This is a genomic window from Mucilaginibacter sp. P2_D11 (genome assembly GCF_056404435.1).
In genome coordinates this window covers 245,260-269,140 of sequence record NZ_JBFUEA010000003.1, presented here as the reverse complement: position 1 = coordinate 269,140, position 23,881 = coordinate 245,260, and the positions used below count along the sequence as shown (strand labels likewise).

General features: G+C 44.0%; 14 protein-coding genes. 5 read left to right on the top strand and 9 right to left on the bottom strand.

Going from position 1 to position 23,881, the window contains the following annotated elements; all coding sequences use genetic code 11:
* Nucleotides 1–92: 92 nt before the first annotated feature.
* The 9 genes from AC1DXC_RS05920 to AC1DXC_RS05880 all read right to left on the bottom strand — a co-directional run bounded on the left by AC1DXC_RS05920 (nt 93) and on the right by AC1DXC_RS05880 (nt 15,682).
* A complete protein-coding gene (locus AC1DXC_RS05920) occupies nt 93–1,619 on the bottom strand; it encodes a SusD/RagB family nutrient-binding outer membrane lipoprotein (RefSeq protein ID WP_477458219.1) in 1,527 nt (508 codons plus the stop codon).
* Nucleotides 1,620–1,661: 42 nt separating this feature from the next.
* Entirely contained in the window at nt 1,662–4,907 is a 3,246-nt protein-coding gene (locus tag AC1DXC_RS05915) for a SusC/RagA family TonB-linked outer membrane protein (protein WP_477458218.1), read from the bottom strand.
* Between the two features lie 321 nt (nt 4,908–5,228).
* Nucleotides 5,229–6,206 (bottom strand): FecR family protein, encoded by a 978-nt coding sequence (locus AC1DXC_RS05910; protein WP_477458217.1) that lies wholly within the window; start codon nt 6,204–6,206, stop codon nt 5,229–5,231.
* Between the two features lie 223 nt (nt 6,207–6,429).
* Entirely contained in the window at nt 6,430–7,002 is a 573-nt protein-coding gene (locus tag AC1DXC_RS05905; protein WP_477458216.1) for an RNA polymerase sigma factor, read from the bottom strand.
* A 700-nt stretch (nt 7,003–7,702) separates the two neighbouring features.
* The gene (locus tag AC1DXC_RS05900; RefSeq protein ID WP_477458215.1) at nt 7,703–9,004 is read right to left on the bottom strand and encodes an HlyD family secretion protein; all 1,302 of its coding nucleotides are present in this window, start codon (nt 9,002–9,004) and stop codon (nt 7,703–7,705) included.
* A gap of 66 nt (nt 9,005–9,070) precedes the next feature.
* On the bottom strand, nt 9,071–11,248 hold the full coding sequence (locus tag AC1DXC_RS05895; protein ID WP_477458214.1) for a peptidase domain-containing ABC transporter: 2,178 nt from the start codon (nt 11,246–11,248) through the stop codon (nt 9,071–9,073).
* 241 nt (nt 11,249–11,489) lie between these two features.
* Entirely contained in the window at nt 11,490–12,512 is a 1,023-nt protein-coding gene (locus tag AC1DXC_RS05890) for a hypothetical protein (RefSeq protein WP_477458213.1), read from the bottom strand.
* A 214-nt stretch (nt 12,513–12,726) separates the two neighbouring features.
* A complete protein-coding gene (locus AC1DXC_RS05885) occupies nt 12,727–13,560 on the bottom strand; it encodes a hypothetical protein (protein WP_477458212.1) in 834 nt (277 codons plus the stop codon).
* A 520-nt stretch (nt 13,561–14,080) separates the two neighbouring features.
* Nucleotides 14,081–15,682, bottom strand: a complete 1,602-nt coding sequence (locus tag AC1DXC_RS05880; protein ID WP_477458211.1) for a cysteine peptidase family C39 domain-containing protein — start codon at nt 15,680–15,682, stop codon at nt 14,081–14,083.
* Nucleotides 15,683–15,940: 258 nt separating this feature from the next.
* Here AC1DXC_RS05880 and AC1DXC_RS05875 point away from each other — a divergent pair, with 258 nt between their 5' ends.
* The 5 genes from AC1DXC_RS05875 (at nt 15,941) to fumC (ending at nt 23,837) form a co-directional block, all read left to right on the top strand.
* Nucleotides 15,941–16,939, top strand: a complete 999-nt coding sequence (locus AC1DXC_RS05875) for a universal stress protein (protein ID WP_477458210.1) — start codon at nt 15,941–15,943, stop codon at nt 16,937–16,939.
* 73 nt (nt 16,940–17,012) lie between these two features.
* Entirely contained in the window at nt 17,013–18,269 is a 1,257-nt protein-coding gene (locus tag AC1DXC_RS05870; protein WP_477458209.1) for an acetate/propionate family kinase, read from the top strand.
* A gap of 7 nt (nt 18,270–18,276) precedes the next feature.
* Nucleotides 18,277–20,679, top strand: a complete 2,403-nt coding sequence (locus tag AC1DXC_RS05865) for a phosphoketolase family protein (protein WP_477458208.1) — start codon at nt 18,277–18,279, stop codon at nt 20,677–20,679.
* A gap of 6 nt (nt 20,680–20,685) precedes the next feature.
* Nucleotides 20,686–22,287: a L,D-transpeptidase family protein gene (locus AC1DXC_RS05860; protein WP_477458207.1), complete on the top strand. Its 1,602-nt coding sequence runs from the start codon at nt 20,686–20,688 to the stop codon at nt 22,285–22,287.
* A gap of 119 nt (nt 22,288–22,406) precedes the next feature.
* Nucleotides 22,407–23,837 (top strand): class II fumarate hydratase, encoded by a 1,431-nt coding sequence (gene fumC / locus AC1DXC_RS05855; RefSeq protein WP_477458206.1) that lies wholly within the window; start codon nt 22,407–22,409, stop codon nt 23,835–23,837.
* The last annotated feature ends 44 nt before the right edge of the window (nt 23,838–23,881 follow it).

The following is a 23,881-nucleotide window of genomic DNA, read 5'->3' as shown; positions in this document are numbered from 1 at the left end:
ATGTAGTTGGTTGGTTAACTACGAATTTTAAATAACCCGCCGGGTGTAGTTCCCCGGCGGAGTTATGCCCTCTTTAATAAAAAACACTCTTTTTAAGGGCGGTCCCACCACATCCGGGTCAGGAACTCGTCGGCTCCCTGGCGTGCAATTGTAGCCTGGTAGTTTTCACCGTTTAAGTTTTGCTCGGTAGCCGGGTATAAAAACCTTCTGAAGATTTTACCGCCGGTAGCATTACCCACATAAGTGTTTGGCACAAGCGCAGGGAAACCTGTGCGCCTGTAGTTTGCAAAAACTTCTGTTGCATTTGGGAAAACACCCACCCAAAACTGGGTGTGAATTTGCTCCATTTGCGCGGCTACCGTACCTGCTGTATTCAGCGTATGGTATTTTATATAAGTTTGAATTTGATTGGTGCTTATAGCGCCGCCTGTACCAAAAAGCACCCACTGCCGCATAGATGCGCTGATGCCGTTCTCGTACGACGTGCTTGCACTTGCACCACCGTACCAACCACGCAAAGCGGCTTCTGCCAGCAGGAAGTTGGTTTCGGCATTTGTAACCAGCAGGTATGGGCTGTTGAGTTGCAAAATAGTAGCCGGATTTGGTTCAGAGTAAGTGCCAAAATCGGCAGGTTTAGTGCCCAACTTTGCCGACATACCTTTTTGTACCGCAAATGAGGTATCGGCTTTGCCGCCGATCCAGGCTACAGAGAGTACTCCTAAACGAGGATCCTTATTGGCCTTAAGATAATCAATAAACACATCCTGGTATTTACCGCCTTCCTGATTGCTCACCCCATCTGCCTTCACATAATCGGAGTTAAGCCAATTTAATGCAAGCGGGTTTTTGTTAATATCCTGCCCTGCAAGCACATAACCATTTACCTTAGCAATATCGGCATCGTTTAAAATAACGCCACCGGCAATTGCCTTTTTTGCCCATGCTTCAGCTGCAACAACGTCAACCTTGGTCATCCGCATTGCCAAACGAAGCATCAAGGAGTACGAGAACTTTTTCCATTTAGGCACATCGCCGCCGTAAATCAGGTCGGCAGCACCAAAGGTGGTTTTGCCTACGTTAAGTGCTGCAGCGGCTTCATCAAGTTCTTTAAGCATGTCGGCATAAATATTCTTCTGCTCATCATACCTTGGCTTATAAATAGCTTCGGTATAACCTTTTCCTGCATCAGAATAAGGCACATCGCCATACAAATCGGTAACACGGCTAAAGCAATATACACGCCAGATACGAGCGGTAGCCAGTAGGTTCACCTGCTCGGGGTTGGTATTTACCTGGGCTATCACCTGCTGTATCTCGTTTATCTCGTGCGGGTAGGCGTTGTTAAACACCGGCCACGATTGCCCGCTTTGGGCAAGGATATATTTGGCGCCAAAACCTGCTACATCATTGTAACTGGTAGTGTATTGCATGGTGCCGTGCAGCAGGTTGAGTACATCGCCCGTACCATCTAACAATGCTTTGGTGAATACAAAAGCGGGAGTTGGGTTTGCCGATGCGTTTGGATTGGTGTTAAGTACTTCAAAATTCTTATCGCAAGCCTGCAAGCCCATACAGGCGGTAATACAAACTGTTAAATATTTTAGGAGGTTTTTTTTCATGTCAATTGTCTTTAAAATGATGCTGGCATTAACGTGATCTAATTAAAACTTAACCATTAAATTTAAACCAAAGCTCCTGGTTCGGGGCAAGCCAAACGATTCAAAACCCTGGCTGGAACCATTGGTAAAGCTCGATTCCGGATCGAAGTTGTCTGTTTGCTTATAGATAGTAAGCAGGTTGCGCGCCACAAGCGATACGCTTGCACTTTGCAGGCTCAAGGCTTTGAGGCCGCTTACCGGGATGCTATAACTTAATATTACCTGGCGCAGTTTTACGAAGCTACCATCGTGCAGGAATAGCTCTGAGTACGATTTATAGTTATCGTAATAGGTGCGAAGGTTAGCTACCGGTACGGTTCTTGAATACGGTGCTCCAGTTTGATCTACCCCGCTGATAGCTAAACCGCCATCGCGACCGGGCAACGTTGTTTTCATTAAACCAAGGCGCGTACCGTAGATTTCCATTAACGATAATACCTTGTTCCCAAATTTGCCATCTAACAACACGTTAAGACTAAACCTCTTATACCTAAAATCGTTGGAAAGGCCCATGGTTAGCGGTGCAACACCTTTACCCAAAGTTTGCAAACCTGTTGCAACAGGCAGCCCGGTTGTAGCATTAAACACTACGTTGCCGCTGGCATCTTTCATCATACGCGTGCCTACGATAGAGCCGTAAGGCTGGCCAACAATATTGTTGATATAACCCCATCCGTTTACCGATGATGCCATCTGGATCTGGTTGAGCCCCGCCGCTAGCTTAACCACTTCGTTTTTGTTATAAGCAACGTTGTAGCTGGCGCTCCATGTAAAGTTTGCTGTTTTTATTGGCGTACCATTTATCAATCCCTCGATACCTTTATTGCTCAGTTCGCCAACGTTTAAGAGTACGTTGTTATAACCTGTAGTGCCCGTAATAGCGGTCGACACAATATCGTCGGTTGTTTTACGGTCGTACACGGTGATATCAAATCCAATACGGCTGTTGAGAAAGCGCGCTTCGATACCAGCCTCAATGGTAGTAGAGGTGTAGGGGCGTAAATTCTGATTAGTAATGGTTGTGCTTGATACCGTTTGAAGCGGCTGGCCCGAACTTGGCAACATAATAAACGCCTGGTTTATCTGGTACGGGTCCGGCGCGCCGCCACCCACCTGTGCCCATGATGCACGCACTTTGGCATAATTTATACCCTGCGGCAATTTAAATGCCTCCGACAGTACAAAGCTACCACCTACCGACGGGTAAAAAATGGTGTTGTTTTGCGGGCTTAACGTGGAAAACCAATCCTGGCGGCCGGTTACCGTTAAGTAAGCAAAGTTTTTATAACTGATATCGGCCGAACCCATTAATGAGTTGATGGCAGTTTTGTTATTGGTAGGCGTGTTAGAGATTGTAGATAAGTTTGTTGGGCTATAAAAGTATGGGATGATGTAATTACTGCCAATAGTACTAGCCTGGTTGTAAACAGAACGTTGCTGATTACCGCCTACAAAGGCCGAGATACCAAAATCTTTTACTTTGCCGTTGTAGTTTAAGGTTAATAAACCGTTGGTTTCTGATGCATCAACCTTTAGCTCGTTGTATTGTCCGTTTGGCACATAAAGCGTGCCCGTTGGCAATACATAATTATAATTGTAAAAGTAAAAGTCGCGGCTTACCACACCTTTTAACGACAGGTTCTTGATGAACTCGTAGGTTACGCCCGCCTGGCCAATAAACCTGTTCTTAGTATCGCGTTGCTGATATTTGTTTACCACAAAGTAGCTGTTTGATGCGATGGGTGCGTCATTCCAGGCTATTTCGTTATCATTGGCATCATATCCCGGGTTAAGCCACCTTATGTCGGCCGTATTGGCTATCATGTAGGGTGTCCAGTTGGGGTTACCCAAAGCATCGCCGGCACTTGGCCTGTTTTTGGCTTGCTCGATGTTGTATTGCGCAAGTGCATCAAAACTCAGCTTTTTGCTCAATTTGCCGCTAACATTTAAGTTGCCGGTTTTGCGATCGTAGCTGCTGTTAGGCAAAATACTTTTGCCGTTAAGGTCGGCAACAGAAAAACGGTAGGTAAAGGCCTCGGTTCCACCTGTAAATGCAACGGTATTGGTAAATGTAGAACCTGTACGATAAAAGTTTTTGATGTTGTCGCGCTGAGCAGAGTACGGGTGCTCCAATCCATCGGCAGCTACGTAAGTAGAGCCATCTATTTTGGCACCGAATGAACGCCTTCCGGTTGTTATTGCCGCGGCCTGCGTCATTGGTTTTACCCCACCATCGCCCTGGCCATACTCGTACTGCCATTGAGGAAAAACAGCCGGTGTTTCGGCGGTGTATGTAGTGTTGTAATCAACGCCGACGCCTTTTTGCGCACGGCCTTTTTTTGTGGTGATAAGTATAACACCGTTTGCCGCCCTTGCGCCGTACAATGCTGCTGCTGTGCCTCCTTTAAGTACGCTTATCGATTCTATATCATCGGGGTTGATGCCAGCAATGCCATCGCCGCGGTCGACGTTGCCGCCGCCTGCATTGGTTGTTGCACTACCGCCCGGTACCGAGTTATCAATTGGCATACCGTTAACCACGTATAAGGGCTGGTTACCGCCCGATAGCGAACCATTACCGCGTATGAGAACGCGGCTGGAGCCGCCGGGGCCGGTTGAAAGGCCTGTAGCATTTACACCCGCTACCTTACCGGTAAGGGCATTGGCCAGGTTATTCTCTCTGGCCTGGGTAAACTCTTCGCCCTTAACTTCGGTTACTGAGTATGCCAAAGCTTTTTTCTGGCGCGATATACCCAACGCCGTTACAACCACTTCATTAAGGTTGTTGCGGTTTTCTACCAATTGCACATCAATGGTTTGCCTGCCGTTTACGGAAATTTCCTGAGTTACAAACCCCATATATGAAAACACGATAACCGTACTCTCATCAGGCACAACCAGCGTGTAGCGGCCTTCTGTATTTGTTACAGCGCCGCCGTTGGTGCCTTTTATTTTAACAGTTACGCCCACTAATGGCACGCCCGTGTTATCTACAACCTTCCCGCTCACGTTAACAGGAGTAACGCCTGCAGGCCCAACAACGGCATCAGCCTTTTTGTCGATAAGGATAACGTTGCCCGATACTGTATAATCCATACCGAAAGGGTTCAGGATTTTCTTTAATACCGAGCTTAATTGTTCGTTTTTTACGTTAATAGTTACTTCCTGGTCGGTAACAATCGAGTTACTGAAAACAAAGCTTAATTTGGTTTCTTTGTTGATTTGCTTAAGTACATCTTTTACCGGCATATTCACCACTTTTAGCGAAATACGAGTGTTTAGGTCTTGCGCTGACGTATTTTTTGCCTGTGTTTGAGTAAAGCATACAGAAAAAACAGTGCTGATGATTATTATCCGCAGGAGTGCTTTACTTAACAAGTGAAAGGACAATGATTTATTTGTCATATATTTGTTCAAAAATTTGTAGTGACGAAATACCCTTAAATGGGAACTATGAATTTGGGGGCTCTGTGCCCCTGAGGGTTGGATGTGCTGGAACACATTCAACCTTTTTTTATGTCTTTTTTTGTTCTATAGGCGATCAGTTTAGTTTTTAATCAATCAGTTTAGCTAATATTTAATTGTATAAGTGTTGTGCTGTACGGTGTAATTAGAATGGGTGAGCTTTGTTAGTGCCTCTAAAATGCCCGGAAGGCTTTGCGACTCGAAAATACCCGTGATGTGTTCATGGGCCAGTTTGTTGCTGGCGACATTTATCTGCACATTGTATTTATTGTTTAGCTTCACAACAACATCCTGCAGGTCTACATCCTCAAAAATCAATTTGTTATCTATCCAGGCAATTGCGTCTTCGGGAGTGGCCATCTTACCAAGCCTAAAAGTTCTTTCGCCCGGTTTTACAGTTGCCCATTGCCCACGGGTTAGTATAGCCAATGCCTGGGTTTGCTCGTCCTTTACAGCTACTTTGCCGGTAAGCACAGTTACATTCATAGCTTGCAGCGGCGAATAGGCGCTAACGGTAAAAGTTGTACCCAATACGTTAGTTAATAATTTACCGGAGTGGATAACAAACGGCTTGTTTACGTTGTGCACTACTTCAAAATAGGCCTCGCCCTTTAAATAAACTTCACGGGTGCTACCATCAAGTTTTTCGGGGTACCGCAATGTACTGTTTGAGTTGAGAGTAACCTTTGTACCATCGGGCAATAAAACAACCTTTGTATTTGCCGGGGCTGCGTATGCTGTAATATAATTTACAGAAGCGTTATTAATTGATGTTTTATAGTAAAAAAAGAATGCCGTAACGCTAATGACAACCGCAATGAGTGTTGCGGATCTAACATATTGCTTCCGTTTTTTAAGCGCCCATAACCTTAGCGAGATATTGTTACGCATGCCATCCCAATTGGGCTGATGAGCCGTGGAGTCACCCTGGGCATTTTGCCATTGTTGTTGCATCGGGCCGTCAAAACCCTCAAAATCCGGGGAGGCCTTAACCAACTCTAAAAATTCGTTAAACTCTTCCTGCGTACATTCATTATTAATGTACTTATTTAAAAGGTATTCCTTCCGCTGCCTATCGTTCATTAACTGTGGTTTAATATGCTAAAGACACAGCAAAACGCGTAACAGACTAATGGAAGTAAAGAAAAAGTTAAAAAAATATTAAAAAATGGCATTCACGCTATCAAATAGCCCGGAATCGACGACCTAGAATTAGATTATTAGATAAAATACTAAAAATCGCCTAAAAACAAGTTGTGCTTAGTGTATTTTTTACACCAAAACGGGTGCTTTGCTTAGAAAACCGCTATCTACTTAAATAAATAGCGGATACGATGGCTATTAGAGTTGGGTTTACGCCATTTTTTGCGAGGAAATTATTAATAAAGGCCAGCGCGGCTAACAAATGATTTTTAACGGTATGTTTTGAAAGATTAAGCATAGTGGCTATCTCATCATAATTTAAGCCATCTTCTTTACTCAGTTTATATACCAGTTGCCTTTGCGGTGAAAGATGGTTAACCGCAGCTGAGATGAGTTGCTTACACTCAGATACAGCTATGCCCGCCTCGGTATTATTATCGTTTGTAACGGTTACCAGCATCAATTCATTTACCAGGCGAGTATCGCTGGCAGCCTTGCGCAAATAATTGAGGGAATAATTGCGCGCCATAGTATATATATAACCACCCAAGTTGTTTACATCCTGCAGAGCGTTTTTATTCAGCCAGAGTTTAATGAAAATTTCCTGCGTTAATTCTTCTGCTGCGTAATCAGATTTGGCAATAGCATACACCTGGTTATAAACTTGCTTTTTATAACGTTCAAAAACTTCTTCAAATGTAAGATCCTGGCGTCTGTTTAAACTGAAGGCCCTCATTTATAATACTTATGGCGCAAATTAGGAACCTAATGTAATGAAAAAATTACACTTAAAAAGCAAGAACGTAAATTGTTGGCTATTTATTAAATTTTGCTCGTTATAGATGAGGGCAGTTTATTGGCTTACCAGAATACATGAAGAGCCTTTAGAGCCGAAACAATCTACTGCCACTCATCCAAAAAGGCGAAATGCTATTTATAATTCAGCAAAAATTGGGCACCAAATTTGGGCTGCTTCGCCCGATGAATCTTTAAATAATGAAAAAAACAAGGTCCCGATCAACTGTAGCGTAGATGATATCCGGTTTGATGTTGCATAGGCCTGACCTTGATTTCAATCAAAAATAAATTATCTGTATGGTTCCGCAACCAAACTACAGAATAATGCTCAATACTTTCAGGTCGACTTGGTATATCGCTCAAAAACGAGCCAAACCCATCCGCTAACAGTATTTCATATGCTATCAGTGCCGCAAACATCCGCCTCTTTGGGGGTTTAAAACTGCAGTTCAACCAGCTAAACGTTTCAAATCACCTATAAAAGTAAAAGAGTTCGAGATTCTTCCCCTAAAGACTACTTTAAAACTGCGAAATCAACGAAACTTTACCGAAAGTTCGCGAATTTTCTTTTTTCACATACAAGATTCCATACAAAATCGACTTCCAGACTGTCGTAAAAAACGATTAATGAGAATAGATCAATTACTATTCATAGCCTTTATTACGTTCCTTGTAAGTCGTTGCAGCAATGTTGCGTCCTCGGTAATTATCTCGGCATCGGCCATCATACCTTGCTTGATCTTAACGGGTCTTTTTAAATCGGATGCCTTGTATGATTTTAAAACAACTCTGGCGGTAAATAAACTATCCTTAAAAGGCACATCATTTATATAACTAATGGTGCCTTTTAGCATCCCGTACTCTTCAAAGGGGTAGCTTTTTAGTTTTATTAATACCGCTTGCCCCTCTTTTACTTTGCCTAGATTGTTTTGCGGGATATTCATTTCGCCAAAAAAATGTACATTTTGGGAATTGATGTAAAATACTTCCTGCGACGGCGAAACCATTTGATTCTCCTGGATGATTCCCGCAAAAGAAACCTTACCCGCCTGCGATGCCGATAAAATGTATTTGTATTTCCAATCCTCGGCCTCGCTCACCAGGCTGTTTAATGCCTGCAGAAAATTAGACTTCTCTTCAACCACCTCATTATCCAGCTCTAATATCTCCTTTTGTTTATTTAAGTAATTGGTATTGGCAGCAATCAGGGATGCTTCTGTTTGCAATAGGGGCGCTTTGCGGCTAAGGTACTTGCTCTCCTGCTGCCTTAATTCGGCGGGTGTTTCAACCCGCTGCTGAGCCAGCTTTTTATGCATACCGTAATCCTCTTCGGCAATGCTTAAATCTCTTTGCTGCAGGGCTTTTTCGGCTTCCAGTTGGGTTCTTTGCTTGTTTAACCCAATAATGTCTTTTTGCAGATATGCCCGTTTTTTTAACAGGAAGCCATCATTTACAGATGCCATATAGGTGAGGTAAGCCTGGGTAAATGTTTGGTACGATGCCTGTAGCTCACCAAGGCCGCCATTGCCTGCCCCGTCAAAGTCGGTGTAAGCGGTAAGTGTGCCCGCTGTAATTTTACCCTGCATTATTTTTAGCTGTGTTAAAAGCGTAAGTACTTTCTTGTGGTCGGCTATGCTTTCCAGGTAAGCCAATGGCTGCCCGGCAGTAACCAATTCATCGTTTACCACCAAAAGCTTTATCAGCCTGCCGGTAATTTTGGGCACTACGGGTTTAGCCACATCTGGCGAGCTTAGTTTTAATTGGGTTTTAACAATATCGGGATACTTTATAAAGGCAGATAAACTTATTAGCAACACTATAATGCAAAAAAACAAGGTAATGCCCCAGCGCAAAATCCACGATGGTACCGCTGTAATAATATCCTGCATATCATCGGTATGGCGCTGGCTATCTGCTGTTTGGTTAATAGTAAAAGGCATGTTTGTAAAATTCTAATTGCTAAACGCTAAATCCTAAACTCGAAATCTGAAATCGAGAATCCGAAATCAATTTCCCAGTTCCAGTTGGTTCTTTACCAGGTTGTAATACTCGCCTTTAAGTGCCGTTAGCTGCCTATGCGTACCCTGCTCCACAATGCGGCCTTTGTGTAAAAAAATAATGTTATCGGCATGGCTAACCGTACTTAAGCGGTGCGCTACTATCACTACGGTACGTCCTTTAAAAAACTCCTTCATGTTATCCATTATCACCCGCTCGTTGTTGGCATCGAGCGCATTGGTGGCTTCGTCAAAAAACAGGTAATGCGGGTTTTTATAAACAGCCCGTGCTATCAGCAGCCGCTGCCTTTGCCCCTGGCTTATACCGTTGCCCTCTGCCCCTATTTTAGTTTTTAAACCCAGCGGCAGACTGCTTATCAAATCTTGTATGTTGGCTACCTTTATGGCGTGCTGTAACTTTGCGCTATCGGGATAATCATCACCAACGGCTATATTGCGTTCTATAGAATCAGAAAATATAAAGCCATCCTGCATCACCACACCGCACTGGCTGCGCCATATTTTAAAGCCAATGTTATTGAGCAATTGCCCGCCAACATTCAGTTCGCCTTTTTGAGGCAGGTAAAACCTGAGCAATAGTTTTATGATGGTGGTTTTGCCGCTGCCGCTCATACCCACAATGGCGGTTGTTTTGCCTTGCGGGATGCTGAGGTTTATATCTGACAGTACCGGCTCGTTACCTGCGCCAGGGTAACGGAACGATACATCGTTTAAACTTAGCGTGCGGTCATCCGGCAGGGCATGATTGAATTCTTTTTCAACAGGTTCTTCATCATCCATCTGGTGTATCTCGTTCAACCGCTCCAGGCTTATCTTTGCATCCTGAAAGCCCTGTATAAAACCTAAAAATTGCTGTATAGGGCTATTCAACTGCCCGATGATGTATTGCACGGCCATCATGGCACCCAACGTAAACTGCCCATCTATAACCGCCTTGGCGCTTAAAAAGGTAATGAGCAGGTTTGTAGATTCGTTAATAAAGGTAGAGCCACCTTGCTGGTACTGGTTTAAGGCGAGGTTTTTTACATTGAACTTAAACAACCTTGCCTGCAAATGCTCCCACTCCCAGCGTTTTTGCTGCTCGCTATTGTTCAGTTTAATTTCCTGCATGCCGTTTATAAGCTGTACTATACTACTTTGATTTTTGGAGGCTATCTCGAAGCTTTTATAATTAAGCTGCCGTCTGCGTTTTAAAAAGACAAGTATCCAACCGATATACAGAGCACTGCTAATGAGGTAAACAAAAAATATAAGCGGGTTATAATAAGCCAGTACCACCGAAAACACCACAAGGTTGAACATGGAGAACAGGGTGCTTAAGGTAGAGCCTGTTAAAAAGGTTTCTATACGGCGCTGATCATTCATCCGCTGCATAATATCTCCCGTCATTTTGGTATCGAAGAAGCTGATGGGCAGTTTCATCAGTTTGATCAAAAAATCGGTAAGGATAGAGATATTGATACGGGTGCTGATATGCAGCAATATCCAACTACGGATAAACTCTACGCTTACCCTGCCGATAATGAGCATGGCTTGCGCTATAATAACGATATATATAAAATTAAGATTGCGCGTGTTGATGCCGATATCAACCACCGATTGGGTTAAAAACGGTGCGGCTAATTGCAGCAATGTACCTATGCCCAACCCAAACAGCAACTGTATAACCAATTGTCGGTAAGTAATCAAATAACGGAGTAGGAAACTCCATTTAACTTCGGTGCCCTGTTCATCGTCCTCCTGGTAAAAATGTGGCGTGGGGCTTAACAGCAAGGCAATCCCCTCGTTTTTTTCGGTATCTGATAGCCAGTTGTTTGCAAATTCGGCTTCGGTAAGTTTAATAAGGCCTGCGGCCGGGTCGGCAATAAAGTAACGCCCGTTTTTAATTTTATACAGCACCACAAAATGATTTTGCCGCCAGTGCAAAATACAAGGCAGTTCTGCCTCCTTCAATTCTGAAAGGTTCAGCTTTGCGCCAAGCGACCTAAAGCCCACTTTTTCCGCCGCATCGCTGATGCCCAAAAGCGATACTCCCTCGCGGTTTATCTCGCAAAGCTGCCTTAGCGTTTGTAATTTGATATTGCGCCCAAAATGCTTGGCCACCATGCGGAGGCAGGTAGGGCCGCAGTCCATTTGATCGGGTTGTTTGTAATAAGGGAAAGGCATAGTTATTGTTAAGCGCGTGGTATTAAATATAAAACTGGCATCAGCACCTTGGTAATTGAATAGCTTATTCTTTCGGTGTTAATTTCTCCATTTCTTTAGACAGTTCGTCGCGGTGTAAATTTTTCGCAATAATATTCTCGTTCTTGTCAATCAAAAAATTAGCGGGTATGCCTGTAATTTTATAAGCTTACAATTATTTGTTTTTGCCATAACCACGCCCCGGTCCTGCGCTCCCCCCATCTCAGATGCGATCTTTAAAAGCTTTACGGATATTGGCGTTCTTACTCTGCTCAACAAGTGCATCAACTTCTGCCGCATTAGCGTTTTGAGGATCTTTATAGTAATTCATCGCAAAAAAATATAAAAAATATTCCCTGATAAAAGGATTGGGGTAATTTTTTATATCGCTGTAAAGATGATCATAGTCTTTTCTGCTCGTCAAATGATTAAACTTTACATTTACCAGTCTTTTAAAGTACCCCCTGAACACATTTTCCATTACAAATGAAAGACTGGTATCGGCAGGGTTAAATTTTGTATTTGCAAAAGCGCTGTCTATCAAACTGCCGAACTTAGCCAACTGGGGATGTTTATTATCCTGAAATTCCTGCTCGTAATAATACAAATCAAATAAAAAATCTATTCTTCGTTTCCTGCTCAAGTAATCGATCAATGGTTTAGCGCATGCTTTCTTTGTAAACAGGGGTTGAAAAAAATCATCTTTGATCTGATTGAACTTAACAAGGTCGTCGTAAAAAAGCTTAACGTTTTGATCATATTTAACATTTTTTGCTTCAGGCTTGTGCTTTAAAAGTGCACGGTTAAACAAATAATTTGAAAACATATAGTTACTACTGTTCTTTCCATGAGCAATAAGACTATCTTGGTCTGAGTTCCAATTCGGTCCCATCATTTTGTAGGTCAGTTGCACACTATCTCCGGGGGTAATGTAAATTGGCCTGTAATTAAGATACACCATTTCCGGTTTGTCAGATCGGTATTTCAACAGGTAATGATGATCATCTATTTTTGAAACATTGAAAAAAGCAGACCTGGGCAAGTTATAACCTCTCTTTAATAGTATGCGTAACTCGTCGTCAGAGGGCCTCTCCAAATTGTAACTGCGGGGCTGTTCAAAAAAGCTGAGCTGTTCAACATTGATATCTGTGATGTTCTTCAAAGTAATCGCAATGCTGGATGTTTTCTGTGCGTGGCCGATATAAAAAGAGCATGTTAGGCATAACATTAAAAAAAAATTCTTCATAATTTTAAAGGTTAAATCATTTATAAAACCAGCAACCCGGAGTTAAGCCCGGGTTGCTTAGGTTGATTAACACCAGAACGTATACCCTGTTACAGGTACACTAACTACACGTTCCCAATTCGCAGGTCGGTGTATTATCGTATGAATGTCATCCGCTGGAATAGTTTAGCAAGGATTGAGGTTTCAAAAAAACGATATCCCCGAGGCGCAAGTTTTAAAAATCTATATAATTTTTTATGTCGTCTTTGATATCCGCATTGGTGATAGTTCGTAAACTGTCTTCCAGCTTTTCCTGGTTTAAAAGCTTTGTTTTGCTGCGATATTCCTTCACCAAAAAGTAGAGGAAGTATTCTCTAATGTAGGCATTGGGATATTTATCAATGTAGTTAAACAAAGCAAGGGCATCGGTACGGCTGCTTAGGTATTTGAATTTTATTTGTACCAACCTGGCTAAGTATCGCTTAAACAAATTTTCCTGTACAAAATTGAAGTGAGTATCGCCGGGTAAAAATTTGGTAGCGTTAAAAGACTCATCTAAAACCTTAGAAAAAGCACCCAAGCCCGGATTATTACTTTCATACAATTCATTTTCAAAATAGATCATATTGAAAATGAATTGATTGTGCTCGGTTCTTTTCACAAAGCCAATTAAAGCCGGGGAGCACTTTAGAGATGTTAAGAGTTTATCAAAGTAGTTAAAATACACTTTTTCAAACGCGCTAAGATCCTGATAGAGTAACGTTGGGTTATTTTTATATTTAATAGCTTCGAAATCAGGATAATAGGCATCCAGCTTCTTGGTCATTGTATAATTGGAATACATATAATTCCCGGCATTTACGCCCTTTGCAAACAGGCTGTCTACCTGCACGTCCGTAGTTTTTGAAAAAAGCCGCCAGGTTAATTGGATGCTATCTCCGGGTGTAATATAAAATGGTTTTAAATTCAAATACAAAATGCCCGGTATTGGCTCGTTATATGTTAGGGTGTAATGCGTATCGTCTTTTTTTGTCAACTCGTACTTACCCACTTTATTAAAAATGGACAAATGGTCGATTTGTAACTGCTTGCTGTTTTCTAGAGTAATATGTATGATGGCAGGTTTTTGGGCTTGACATAACAGACAAGAAAAAAGCAAAAAAACAATGGATGAGCATATTTTCATAGGACATTAACTAAAGTATGTAGACGAAAGAAGTATCGACCCGGAAACAAGTTTCCGGGTCGATATTTTATTAACAGTTGAAATTGCCCGTTGCCGAGTTTTCGCAATGGTTGTGTGCGCCAACCTGCTGCGAAGCAGGCAACGTATTACAATTGCCGGTGTGATTTTGCCCATCTGCTGTGGTACATACAATTGTGCCACCCATTGGCTCGCAATAAGCGGGGCATGGACCGCCAGCTAACACCCCACCTAAAACATTCTTCATCTCAGCCCGGCTGAGTTTGTTAAAATTTGACATAAATAGAAACTTAATTAATTGTTACTTTTGCCTTAACCACGCCCAGGCAATTTTGGCGGTATGTATGTAAAGTGCATACTCCTTTACTTTCGCGAGAAGTTTCCTTTATTGCTGTACCATTAGGTATTTAATATCTTTTAATTGGTATTCTTTAGGTAAACGGTATCCATTTATCAACAAGGTGGGCGTGGCTTTTACTTCCGCCATCTCGCACCACTCCTTCTGTTTTTCTATTTTATAATATTTAGTAGTATCAAGGTTTACGGGGTACCGTTTAGCCCAATCATGGTAATTTTTTTGTTTTTGACCGTACCACTCATGCAAGGCCTTTTTTACCGTGCCTTTATCGGGCAATTCATTCAAAGCCATCAGGTGGCGGGCTACAGGCGTTTTTATGTCGTTTTCGTCATTGTCGGCCGTAAACACAATCCTCACTTGTATATCTAAATGGCTATTAAGCCAATCATTTAACACATTATGCGTTTTCTCGCAGGGCGGGCAATAAGGATTGGTTACCATGGTAATGACGTTGCCGGCTTCCACATTGCCTGTTACAATGCTCCAATCTTCATGAGGTAAAGCATACTTGGGCTGCTCTTTCAATATGCTGTTAAATAATTCGGAATTGTATTTAAAGGCTCGCAACTGATTCCTTAACGGCCCTACCTGCTGTGCTTTGAGTAAAACAGGCCTGGCCATCAACCATACCGCAACCGGCAATGCAAAACATATAAACAGGCGTGTAAGGCCGTTAATATCCATTACCGCGAAAGGCTGCTTTAATAAGGTCACAAGTGGTATAAATTCCAGCCAAAGCAATGCCTGCACCGCACAGCATAAAACGCACCACTGTTTGGCAATACGCGCCTGGTAATAAATGGAGTAAAAAGTGTAGGGCAAGCTTACTATATTGAGGATGGCGAGGGGTTGCAAAATGGCTGTACTGCTACCAGCGAACAACAGGGCCAGCCAGCTGCCGGCGAAATAGAAAAACCCCACTTCGCTCCAACTGAGTCCTTCAAATACTTTTGCCGCATCAGAAGAAATAATGGCGTTACAATTTGTTTTGCCTCCGCCGCCGCAAAGCACCTGCACAAGCGGGTTGTTTTTATCGATACTTTGTACCAGCAGCAGTACGGCAACGGTTAAACCGCCTGTTTTAAAAAAAGCTGCCAGAGGCAGTTGCCAGCTACCTTCGTATAAAGGCGCCCCGTATGCGCTCACCGCTGCCAGCAATACTAACGCCAGTAAAGTAAGCGCCAGCACGGCGGTGCCATTATCTTTTATAAAATCCAACAGATTTGATTGCTGGTTTTGCACTGTGCCTGCGTCATCAGGAACCAGTACAACACCACCAAACTTTGCTTTAAACTCAGGCAGTTTAATGTGCTGCGCTTTACTGTCCTGATGGTTAACGGTTACCGTTTTATCATCCATCGCTGTCACCAGCATAAACTCTGCTCCCCTGCTGCTGGTATGGGCAATAAACGGGCAGGGTACATCTGCTAACTCATCCGGCGAGATTCGGTACGCTCCTGCTTCTACACCAAAATTATTTAATACATCGTTTAAGGCTAAAAGCGAGTTGTACTCGGGGTGGATACTTAATTCAGTAATTGCATCAGCAGCTTTAACAGGAGAACCCAAAAGCTTTAAAAGACCAATTAATACTGCTTCGGGGTTTGAATACTTTTGAAAAAAAAGCATAATTTAACGATAGGTTTAAGTTAACGCTAACTTATTGCATGTAACTTAACATTCCAAATAAATTTTCAAATAAATTAAAAAGCAGGTATTAGTACGGGGATCTCTCTCGGGAAATATAGCTTTATCAAATACTCCCTGTTTAATAATTTAAACATTGGTTAATACTGCAACATCAAAAAAGCAACCATGTACGAGTGTTTTCTTGATCCTTATCGCGACACGTAGGCTTGTAAATAGCAAGCTAAGCAGTTTCTCAAATTGAGGTATCGATATTACATCCTTTGGCATTATCTAAATATTTTTGATCATTACTATTTCACCCTTCCATTATTGACGTTAATCATATTCGTAGATGCTTGTAATCATTTCTATGCAACTATATTAGTTTCAGCTTTGGGTATGAAAACTATACTCATCTCCACAGATTTTTCGCCAATGGCCGCTCATGCTGCGGCTTACGGTTATAACCTTGCTAAACAGATTAAAGTCAACATTTTATTAGCACATGCCATTACGGTACCCGCAGAAGTGCCGCAATCCGGAATGATTGTTTGGCCCATGTACGAGAGTGATGAAATGAATAATGACAGCAACGCGGAACTTCAAAAACTAAAAACCCACCTGGAGGAAAATGATTACTCGGATACATTTAAACCCGCTGTAAGCTACAAGGCCGAAGCCGGAAGAGTTGCGGATGTGATAGCACACCTTGCTGATGAGGAAATAAGCATGGTTATAACAGGTAGCCATGGTAGTGATGGCCTCAGCACTTTTCTATTAGGAAACCATTGTAATACCCTTATCGATACAGCAACCAAACCGCTTTTAGTTGTTCCGGCAAAAGCGGCTATCAGGAAAATTAAAAAGATAGCCTTCGCAACCGATTTTAATCAAGTGGGAAAAGATACTAAGTCGATATTTAAGCTTATTGAATTTGCAAGGCTGATGAACGCTGATATTCTCTTAACACGTATCTATACAGATGACCACCATTCACCCGCGCTTCAACTGTTAATAGATCAGTTAATCGCCGAACTATCCAACAAGGCCCACTATCCGCACATTTACTACCGGGCTCTTAAAGACAGCAATGTAGAAAAGGGACTGAACTGGCTTTGCGAAAACGGCCAAATAGATATACTTGCCATGACCCACGGCCCCTACAGTTTTATTGATGACATTTTAAAGTTGAGCCATACCCAAAAAATGGCCGCCCATATAGCTATCCCTTTATTGGTTTACCAGGCAGCAGAATAACATTATGGGGCAAATTGTTTGCGTAAAATAATGATACTCATCACTTTTTAGCGCCCCCTCCGTCACGTTTCAAATGCCCGCCGGCGTTACCTTTGATTTACATCTGCATCTTTCCGCTACTAATTCAAATGTAATGCCCGCTCATTCAATAACTTGTGTCCTTGCGCTTAACTGTGGTTCATCCAGCCTTAAGTTTTGCCTGTATGGTGCCTCCGATTTAAAGGTATTGCGCTCGGGCGCTATTACTCAAATAGGCGGAGATAAGGGCCGATTTGAAATTTTTAACAGCCGGCATAATTTGCTTAGAGGAAAAACCTCAGCCTATGGCAATGTGGCAGACGCAGCCAGGGAGATTATAGCGTACATAGGCGAGCATAAGCAAGAGTTCACCCTATCTGCAATTGGGCACCGAATAGTTCAGGGAGGCCCCGACCATCGCGAGCCGGAACTGATTACCAATAATCTGCTTCAACAACTTGAGGAATTGATTTATCTCGCTCCCAATCATTTACCAGGCGAGATACAGGTAATAAGAGCCATCCAAAAAGTTTATCCAAAACTGCCGCAAGTTGCGTGTTTCGATACGGCATTTCACTGCAACATGCCCAATCATGTAAAATACTACCCACTGCCCCATGAGTTTCAAACCAAAGGCCTGATGAAGTATGGTTTCCACGGCCTCTCCTATCAATACATTATGCAAAAGCTTATTGAAACCCTCCCGGCGACTAAACAGGAAAAGATAGTTATAGCTCACCTGGGTAACGGTGCCAGCATGGCTGCGGTTGATAATGGCGTGGGAATAGATACCACCATGGGCTTAACGCCGCTTGGCGGCCTGGTAATGAGTACACGCAGCGGCGACCTAGATCCGGGCGTGCTGCTGTTCCTGCTAAAAGAACACCACTTAACCGCCGATGAACTGGATAAATTGCTCAGCAACGAATCGGGCTTAAAAGCCATCTCGGGCATCGGCGATGTTGCCGAATTATTAAAGATGGAAGAACATAACCCAAAAGCCGCTTTGGCACTCACCGTTTTCTGCTACCGGGCCCGCAAATTTATAGGTGCGCTTGCTGCCGCAATGGGTGGCTTAAACAGGCTGGTTTTTACCGGCGGGATCGGCGCTAATTCACCCCAAATACGGGAGCGCATTTGCAGCGGCTTAGAATTTATGGGCATAGCAATAGATGAAAAAGCAAATAACGGCGGCCTTCAAACTATATCGGCCCAGCCGGGCAGGGTAACCGTGCAGGCCATGCAAACAAACGAAGAACTAATGATAGCCCGGCTGGTTAGCCGGGTTCTGAATAATACTACCATTAATTAAAACTAAAATGGATTTGAAAACGATAGATACAATTGCCGATGCCTTAAGTGCAGAAGAACTACATAAGATACATGCTTACTGGCGTGCATCTAACTACCTGTCTGTTGGGCAGCTGTATTTGCGAGATAACCCTTTGTTAAAAGAGCCCCTTAAACTGGCGCATGTAAAAACTATGCTGCTGGGCCATTGGGGAACCACGCCTGGCCAGAATTTTATTTACGCGCACCTTAACCGTATCATCAAGAAATACGACCTGAGTATGCTGTACGTATCCGGTCCGGGGCATGGCGGGCCGGCTGTGGTAGCGGGCACTTATCTGGAAGGCACCTACAGCGAAATTTATCCGGACATCAGCCAGGACGAAGAAGGTTTGAAAAAACTATTTACCCAATTCTCATCTCCCGGTGGTATTTCCAGCCATGCATCGCCTCAAACACCCGGCTCTATCCACGAAGGTGGCGAATTAGGTTACTCCTTAAGCCATTCTTTTGGTGCGGTGCTGGATAACCCGGGCCTGATAGTTGCCTGCGTGGTTGGCGATGGAGAGGCCGAAACGGGTCCATTGGCTACTGCCTGGCATTCTAATAAATTCCTTAATCCTTTAACGGATGGCGTAGTGTTACCCATACTGCATCTCAACGGATATAAAATATCCAATCCTACGGTATTGGCACGCATAACCCATGAAGAATTGGAACAGCTTTTTATCGGTTATGGCTGGAATCCCATTTTTGTAGAAGGCGACGACCCGGAGCAAATGCACCGCGATATGGCCGCTGCAATGGATTACGCAGTAGATCGTATTAAACAAATTAAGTACGATGCCGAAAATCCAAACGGACATCGCCCTCGCTGGCCGATGATCATCCTGCGGTCGCCAAAAGGATGGACCGGGCCAAAGGAAGTTGATGGCTACAAAATAGAAGGTAACTTCAGGTCGCACCAGATCCCGCTTGCGGTATCGGCCAGCAGCCCTCCCGAGCATTTACATATGCTTGAGCAATGGCTGAAAAGCTATCGCCCCGAAGAACTATTTGATGAGCAAGGAAAATTGGTTGCTGAATTGGCTGAACTTGCACCCAAAGGCGACTGCCGCATGGGTGCCAATCCGCATACCAATGGCGGCGAATTACTTCATCCGCTGCGCCTGCCCGATTTTAGGGATTATGCAGCTATTGTAGAAGCTCCCGGCGCTAATGGCGAGGGCGACACCTACGTATGCGGCCGTTTTTTGCGCGATGTGATTATAGAGAATGAGAGCCAGCGAAACTTCAGGATATTCGGGCCGGATGAAACCATGTCTAACCGCTTGGATGATGTTTTCAAGGTTACCAACAGGCAATGGGATGCACCCGTTATTAAAAGCGATGAGTTTTTGGCTGCCAATGGTCGTGTGATGGAAATGCTGAGCGAACACCAATGCGAAGGATGGCTGGAAGGCTATTTGCTCACAGGCAGGCACGGTCTGTTCAACTGCTACGAAGCCTTTATTCACATTGTCGACTCCATGTTCAATCAACACGCTAAATGGCTTAAAACCTGTTTAGAGCTACCCTGGCGCAGAAAAATAGCATCATTGAACATCCTGCTCACCTCTACCGTTTGGCGGCAGGACCATAATGGCTTTACCCACCAGGACCCTGGTTTTATAGACCATGTGGTGAACAAAAAGGCAAACATCGTTAGGGTATATTTACCGCCCGATGCCAATTGCCTGTTATCGGTAATGGATCATTGCCTGCGCAGCTATCATTACGTAAATGTAATTGTGGCCGGTAAACACGCGGCACCGCAGTGGCTGAATATGCAGCAGGCGGTTGAACATTGCACCCGCGGTATAGGTATCTGGGATTTTGCCAGTAACGACCAGGATTGTGAGCCCGATGTGGTAATGGGCTGCAGCGGTGATGTGCCTACCTTAGAAACGCTGGCTGCCGTATCAATTTTAAGGGAACATCTGCCCGAACTAAAGGTGCGCGTAGTGAATTTGGTGGATCTGTTTAAACTGCAAAAAAGCAGCGAACATACCCATGGGCTTACAGATACAGATTATAACGCTCTTTTCACCACGGATAAGCCGGTTGTTTTTGCCTTTCACGGATACCCCTGGCTGGTACACCGTTTAACTTATAACCGGGCAAACAACATCAACATGCATGTGCGCGGTTATAAAGAAGAAGGCACCATTACAACCTCTTTTGACATGGCTGTGTTGAACGAGATGGATAGGTTCCATTTGGCGATGGACGTGATTGATCGCTTGCCGCAAACAGGGAGCAAGGGAGTTTACCTCAAGCAAATGCTTGCAGATAAGCTGATAGAACATAAACAGTACATTAAATTACACGGCAAGGATATGCCCGAAATTTTAAACTGGAAATGGGGTGCCGAATCTTCTGCCAAACAATAACCGGCCATGAAAATCTATCTCATCAAATCTTTAATGATATCTGCGGCAACTTTGGTCTCGCTGGCCGGTTGCGGGCAGGGAGCTCCGAAATCTGCAACAACCATCCATCGGGACACTACTATTGCGGTCGCCTCTTTTGATAGCTTACAAATTGCAGGCTTTTTTAAACGCTATCCCTTACTTACGCCAAACCAGGCCGAGGTTGCCGCTTTTTACAGGCAACGGAACTTTACCTATGCATGGTTTAACAACGGTTTGCTTATTGAACAGGCAAGTAACTTAACCAGCAGGATACTTAATTTTAAAAGCGACGGGCTCAGCAAAAGCCCGCCCTATCAGCGTGTGCTGGATTCCTTGATAAACGAAACAAAACCAAGCCCCGCCGGCCATCAACCCGAAATTGAGGCAGAGTTGATGCTTACCGCTCAGTACTTCAATTTTTCAAAATCGGTTTACGAAGGGATCGACGTCTCGGCAAGCAAAGCAAGCGGTTGGTTATTGCCCAGGAAGAAGATTGCGTACAGCCAATACCTGGATAGCTTGCTAAAAACGCCCGGAAAGCAACTATCTGCAAACGAACCGGTTTACCGCCAGTATGAATTACTAAGAACCTACCTGAGAAAGTACAGCCTGTTGGCCGCAAACGACAAATGGCTACCTATAACCCTAAGTAAGAAACCGGCATTGGGCGACACAACTGTAGCAATTCAAATGGCCAGAGCCCGTTTATTTAAGCTGGAGGATTTTAGCGGCGATACGGTAAAGAACACCTACGACCCCGAAATGCAAGGCGGCATTAAAGTATTTCAGGACAGGCACGGGCTGGCCATCACCGGGCTTTTAAATAACGAAACCTTAACAGAATTGAATGTGCCCTTATTGGCACGAATAAAACAAATACTGGTGAATATGGAGCGGAGCCGCTGGCTCCCGGTAAGTTTAAATACAGATTACGTTGCCGTAAACATACCCGAGTTTAAAATGCACGTGTACCATGCCGATAGCCTGCTTTGGAGCAGCAACGTGGTAGTTGGTAAAACTGAGCACCCTACAACCGCTTTTTATGGCGAAATACAATATGTAGTTTTCAGCCCCTATTGGAACGTGCCGCCGGGGATATTAACTAAAGAGATAATACCGGGGATGAACAAGAACGGCAATTATCTGCGCGATCATAATATGGAAATAACCGGGCGTAGTAACGGCTTGCCTGTTGTGCGGCAAAAACCCGGAAAGGACAATTCTTTAGGCCTGGTAAAATTCCTATTCCCGAATAGCTACAACATCTACCTGCACGATACCCCTTCAAAATCCCTGTTCGGCGAAACAACCCGGGCTTTTAGCCACGGTTGTATCCGCATCGCCGAACCTACGAAGTTTGCCGCTTTCCTGTTGAAAGACAATGCGGTATGGAATGATGCTAAAATCAACCAATACATGCATGCGGGCAAAGAACGATATATAACGCTAAATAAAAAGGTGCCGGTATTCATAGCCTACTTTACCGCCTTTACTGACAGGGGAGGCCATCTTAACTTTAGGAAAGACATTTACAACCTGGACGGGCGACTCGCAGACATGCTACTATCAGGATCCGACACTAACTAATTAATACAAAGCAGTTTAGTAAATATTTTTTGTGACTGGCATCATCCTTTTTAATGACCGCCATCATAACTGCCCATGGTTAATAGTCCACCTTTACAGCACATCAAACTACACATCCTATGTCAACATTAACTATAAACATTCCGGATACCGAGCCGCATTTCAGAACAGAGCACGACTCGATGGGTGCTGTGCAGGTACCGGCAGAAAAATACTGGGGAGCACAAACAGAACGCTCGCGTAATAACTTTAAGATCGGCCCGAAGGCATCTATGCCGGCCGAGATTATAGAGGCATTTGCCTACCTTAAAAAAGCGGCCGCTTATGCCAATACAGACCTGGATGTGCTGCCCGCAGATAAACGCGACCTGATTGCGATGGTATGCGACGAAATATTGCAGGGAAAACTGCCGGATGAGTTCCCGCTGGTTATCTGGCAAACCGGCTCGGGTACACAATCTAACATGAACCTGAACGAAGTTATAGCTAACCGTGCGCATGTATTGCACGGCGGTTTGCTGGGCGATAGTAAAACGGTAGTTCATCCCAATGATGACGTAAATAAATCGCAATCATCAAACGATACCTTTCCAACGGCTATGCATATAGCGGCGTACAAAATGCTCATCTATGTTACCATACCGGGCATTGAACTACTGCGCGACACTTTAAAAAAGAAATCAGCAGATTTTAAAAACGTTGTAAAAATAGGCCGCACGCATTTAATGGATGCCACGCCTTTAACGCTTGGGCAGGAAATATCCGGCTATGTATCTCAACTGGATCACGGATTGCGGGCTTTAACAAATACGCTCGATCACCTTTCCGAACTGGCCCTTGGAGGCTCGGCAGTTGGCACCGGTATGAACACACCCGAAGGTTATAATGTAAAAGTGGCAGAATATATCGCGCAATTTACTAATCTGCCATTCCGCACAGCCGACAACAAGTTTGAGGCATTATCTGCCCATGATGCTATCGTAGAAAGCCACGGTGCGCTGAAACAGATAGCGGTATCGTTGATGACGATTGCCAATAACATCCGTATGCTGGCATCGGGCCCGCGCTGTAGTATTGGCGAATTGCACTTGCCCGAGAACGAACCAGGCTCGTCCATTATGCCCGGTAAGATCAACCCTACCCAAAACGAAGCGGTTACCATGGTGGCCGCGCAAGTAATGGGGAACGATGTAGCTATCACAATAGCCGGATCGAACGGGCAGTTTCAGCTAAATGTATTTAAGCCGGTTATGGCGGCCAACTTCCTGCAATCTGCCCGCCTCATTGGCGAAGTCTGCACCTCCTTCAACGAGCATTGTGCTATGGGGATAGAGCCCAATTACGAAGGCATCAAAAAGCACCTCGAAGCTTCGCTGATGCTGGTAACCGCTTTAAACCCGCATATTGGCTACGAAAATTCTGCCCGGGTTGCCCAAAAGGCAATGAAAGAAAATTTATCGCTGCGCGAATCGGCTGTTGGTTTAAAACTAATGACGAGCAAACAATTCGACGAATGGGTAAAGCCAGTTAATATGGTCGGCACGCTCTAATTCCTTCCTAAATTACCCTACCCTTTTTTATTGATGCGCCGGGG

What these genes read in the sequence shown, in the direction of transcription:
- AC1DXC_RS05890 (WP_477458213.1), bottom strand. Translation starts at nt 12,512, where the DNA reads ATGAAGAATTTTTTTTTAATGTTATGCCTAACATGCTCTTTTTATATC.
- fumC (WP_477458206.1), top strand. Translation starts at nt 22,407, where the DNA reads ATGTCAACATTAACTATAAACATTCCGGATACCGAGCCGCATTTCAGA.
- AC1DXC_RS05920 (WP_477458219.1), bottom strand. Translation starts at nt 1,619, where the DNA reads ATGAAAAAAAACCTCCTAAAATATTTAACAGTTTGTATTACCGCCTGT.
- AC1DXC_RS05865 (WP_477458208.1), top strand. Translation starts at nt 18,277, where the DNA reads ATGGATTTGAAAACGATAGATACAATTGCCGATGCCTTAAGTGCAGAA.
- AC1DXC_RS05880 (WP_477458211.1), bottom strand. Translation starts at nt 15,682, where the DNA reads ATGCTTTTTTTTCAAAAGTATTCAAACCCCGAAGCAGTATTAATTGGT.
- AC1DXC_RS05915 (WP_477458218.1), bottom strand. Translation starts at nt 4,907, where the DNA reads ATGCCGGTAAAAGATGTACTTAAGCAAATCAACAAAGAAACCAAATTA.
- AC1DXC_RS05905 (WP_477458216.1), bottom strand. Translation starts at nt 7,002, where the DNA reads ATGAGGGCCTTCAGTTTAAACAGACGCCAGGATCTTACATTTGAAGAA.
- AC1DXC_RS05910 (WP_477458217.1), bottom strand. Translation starts at nt 6,206, where the DNA reads ATGAACGATAGGCAGCGGAAGGAATACCTTTTAAATAAGTACATTAAT.
- AC1DXC_RS05900 (WP_477458215.1), bottom strand. Translation starts at nt 9,004, where the DNA reads ATGCCTTTTACTATTAACCAAACAGCAGATAGCCAGCGCCATACCGAT.
- AC1DXC_RS05895 (WP_477458214.1), bottom strand. Translation starts at nt 11,248, where the DNA reads ATGCCTTTCCCTTATTACAAACAACCCGATCAAATGGACTGCGGCCCT.
- AC1DXC_RS05860 (WP_477458207.1), top strand. Translation starts at nt 20,686, where the DNA reads ATGAAAATCTATCTCATCAAATCTTTAATGATATCTGCGGCAACTTTG.
- AC1DXC_RS05870 (WP_477458209.1), top strand. Translation starts at nt 17,013, where the DNA reads ATGCCCGCCGGCGTTACCTTTGATTTACATCTGCATCTTTCCGCTACT.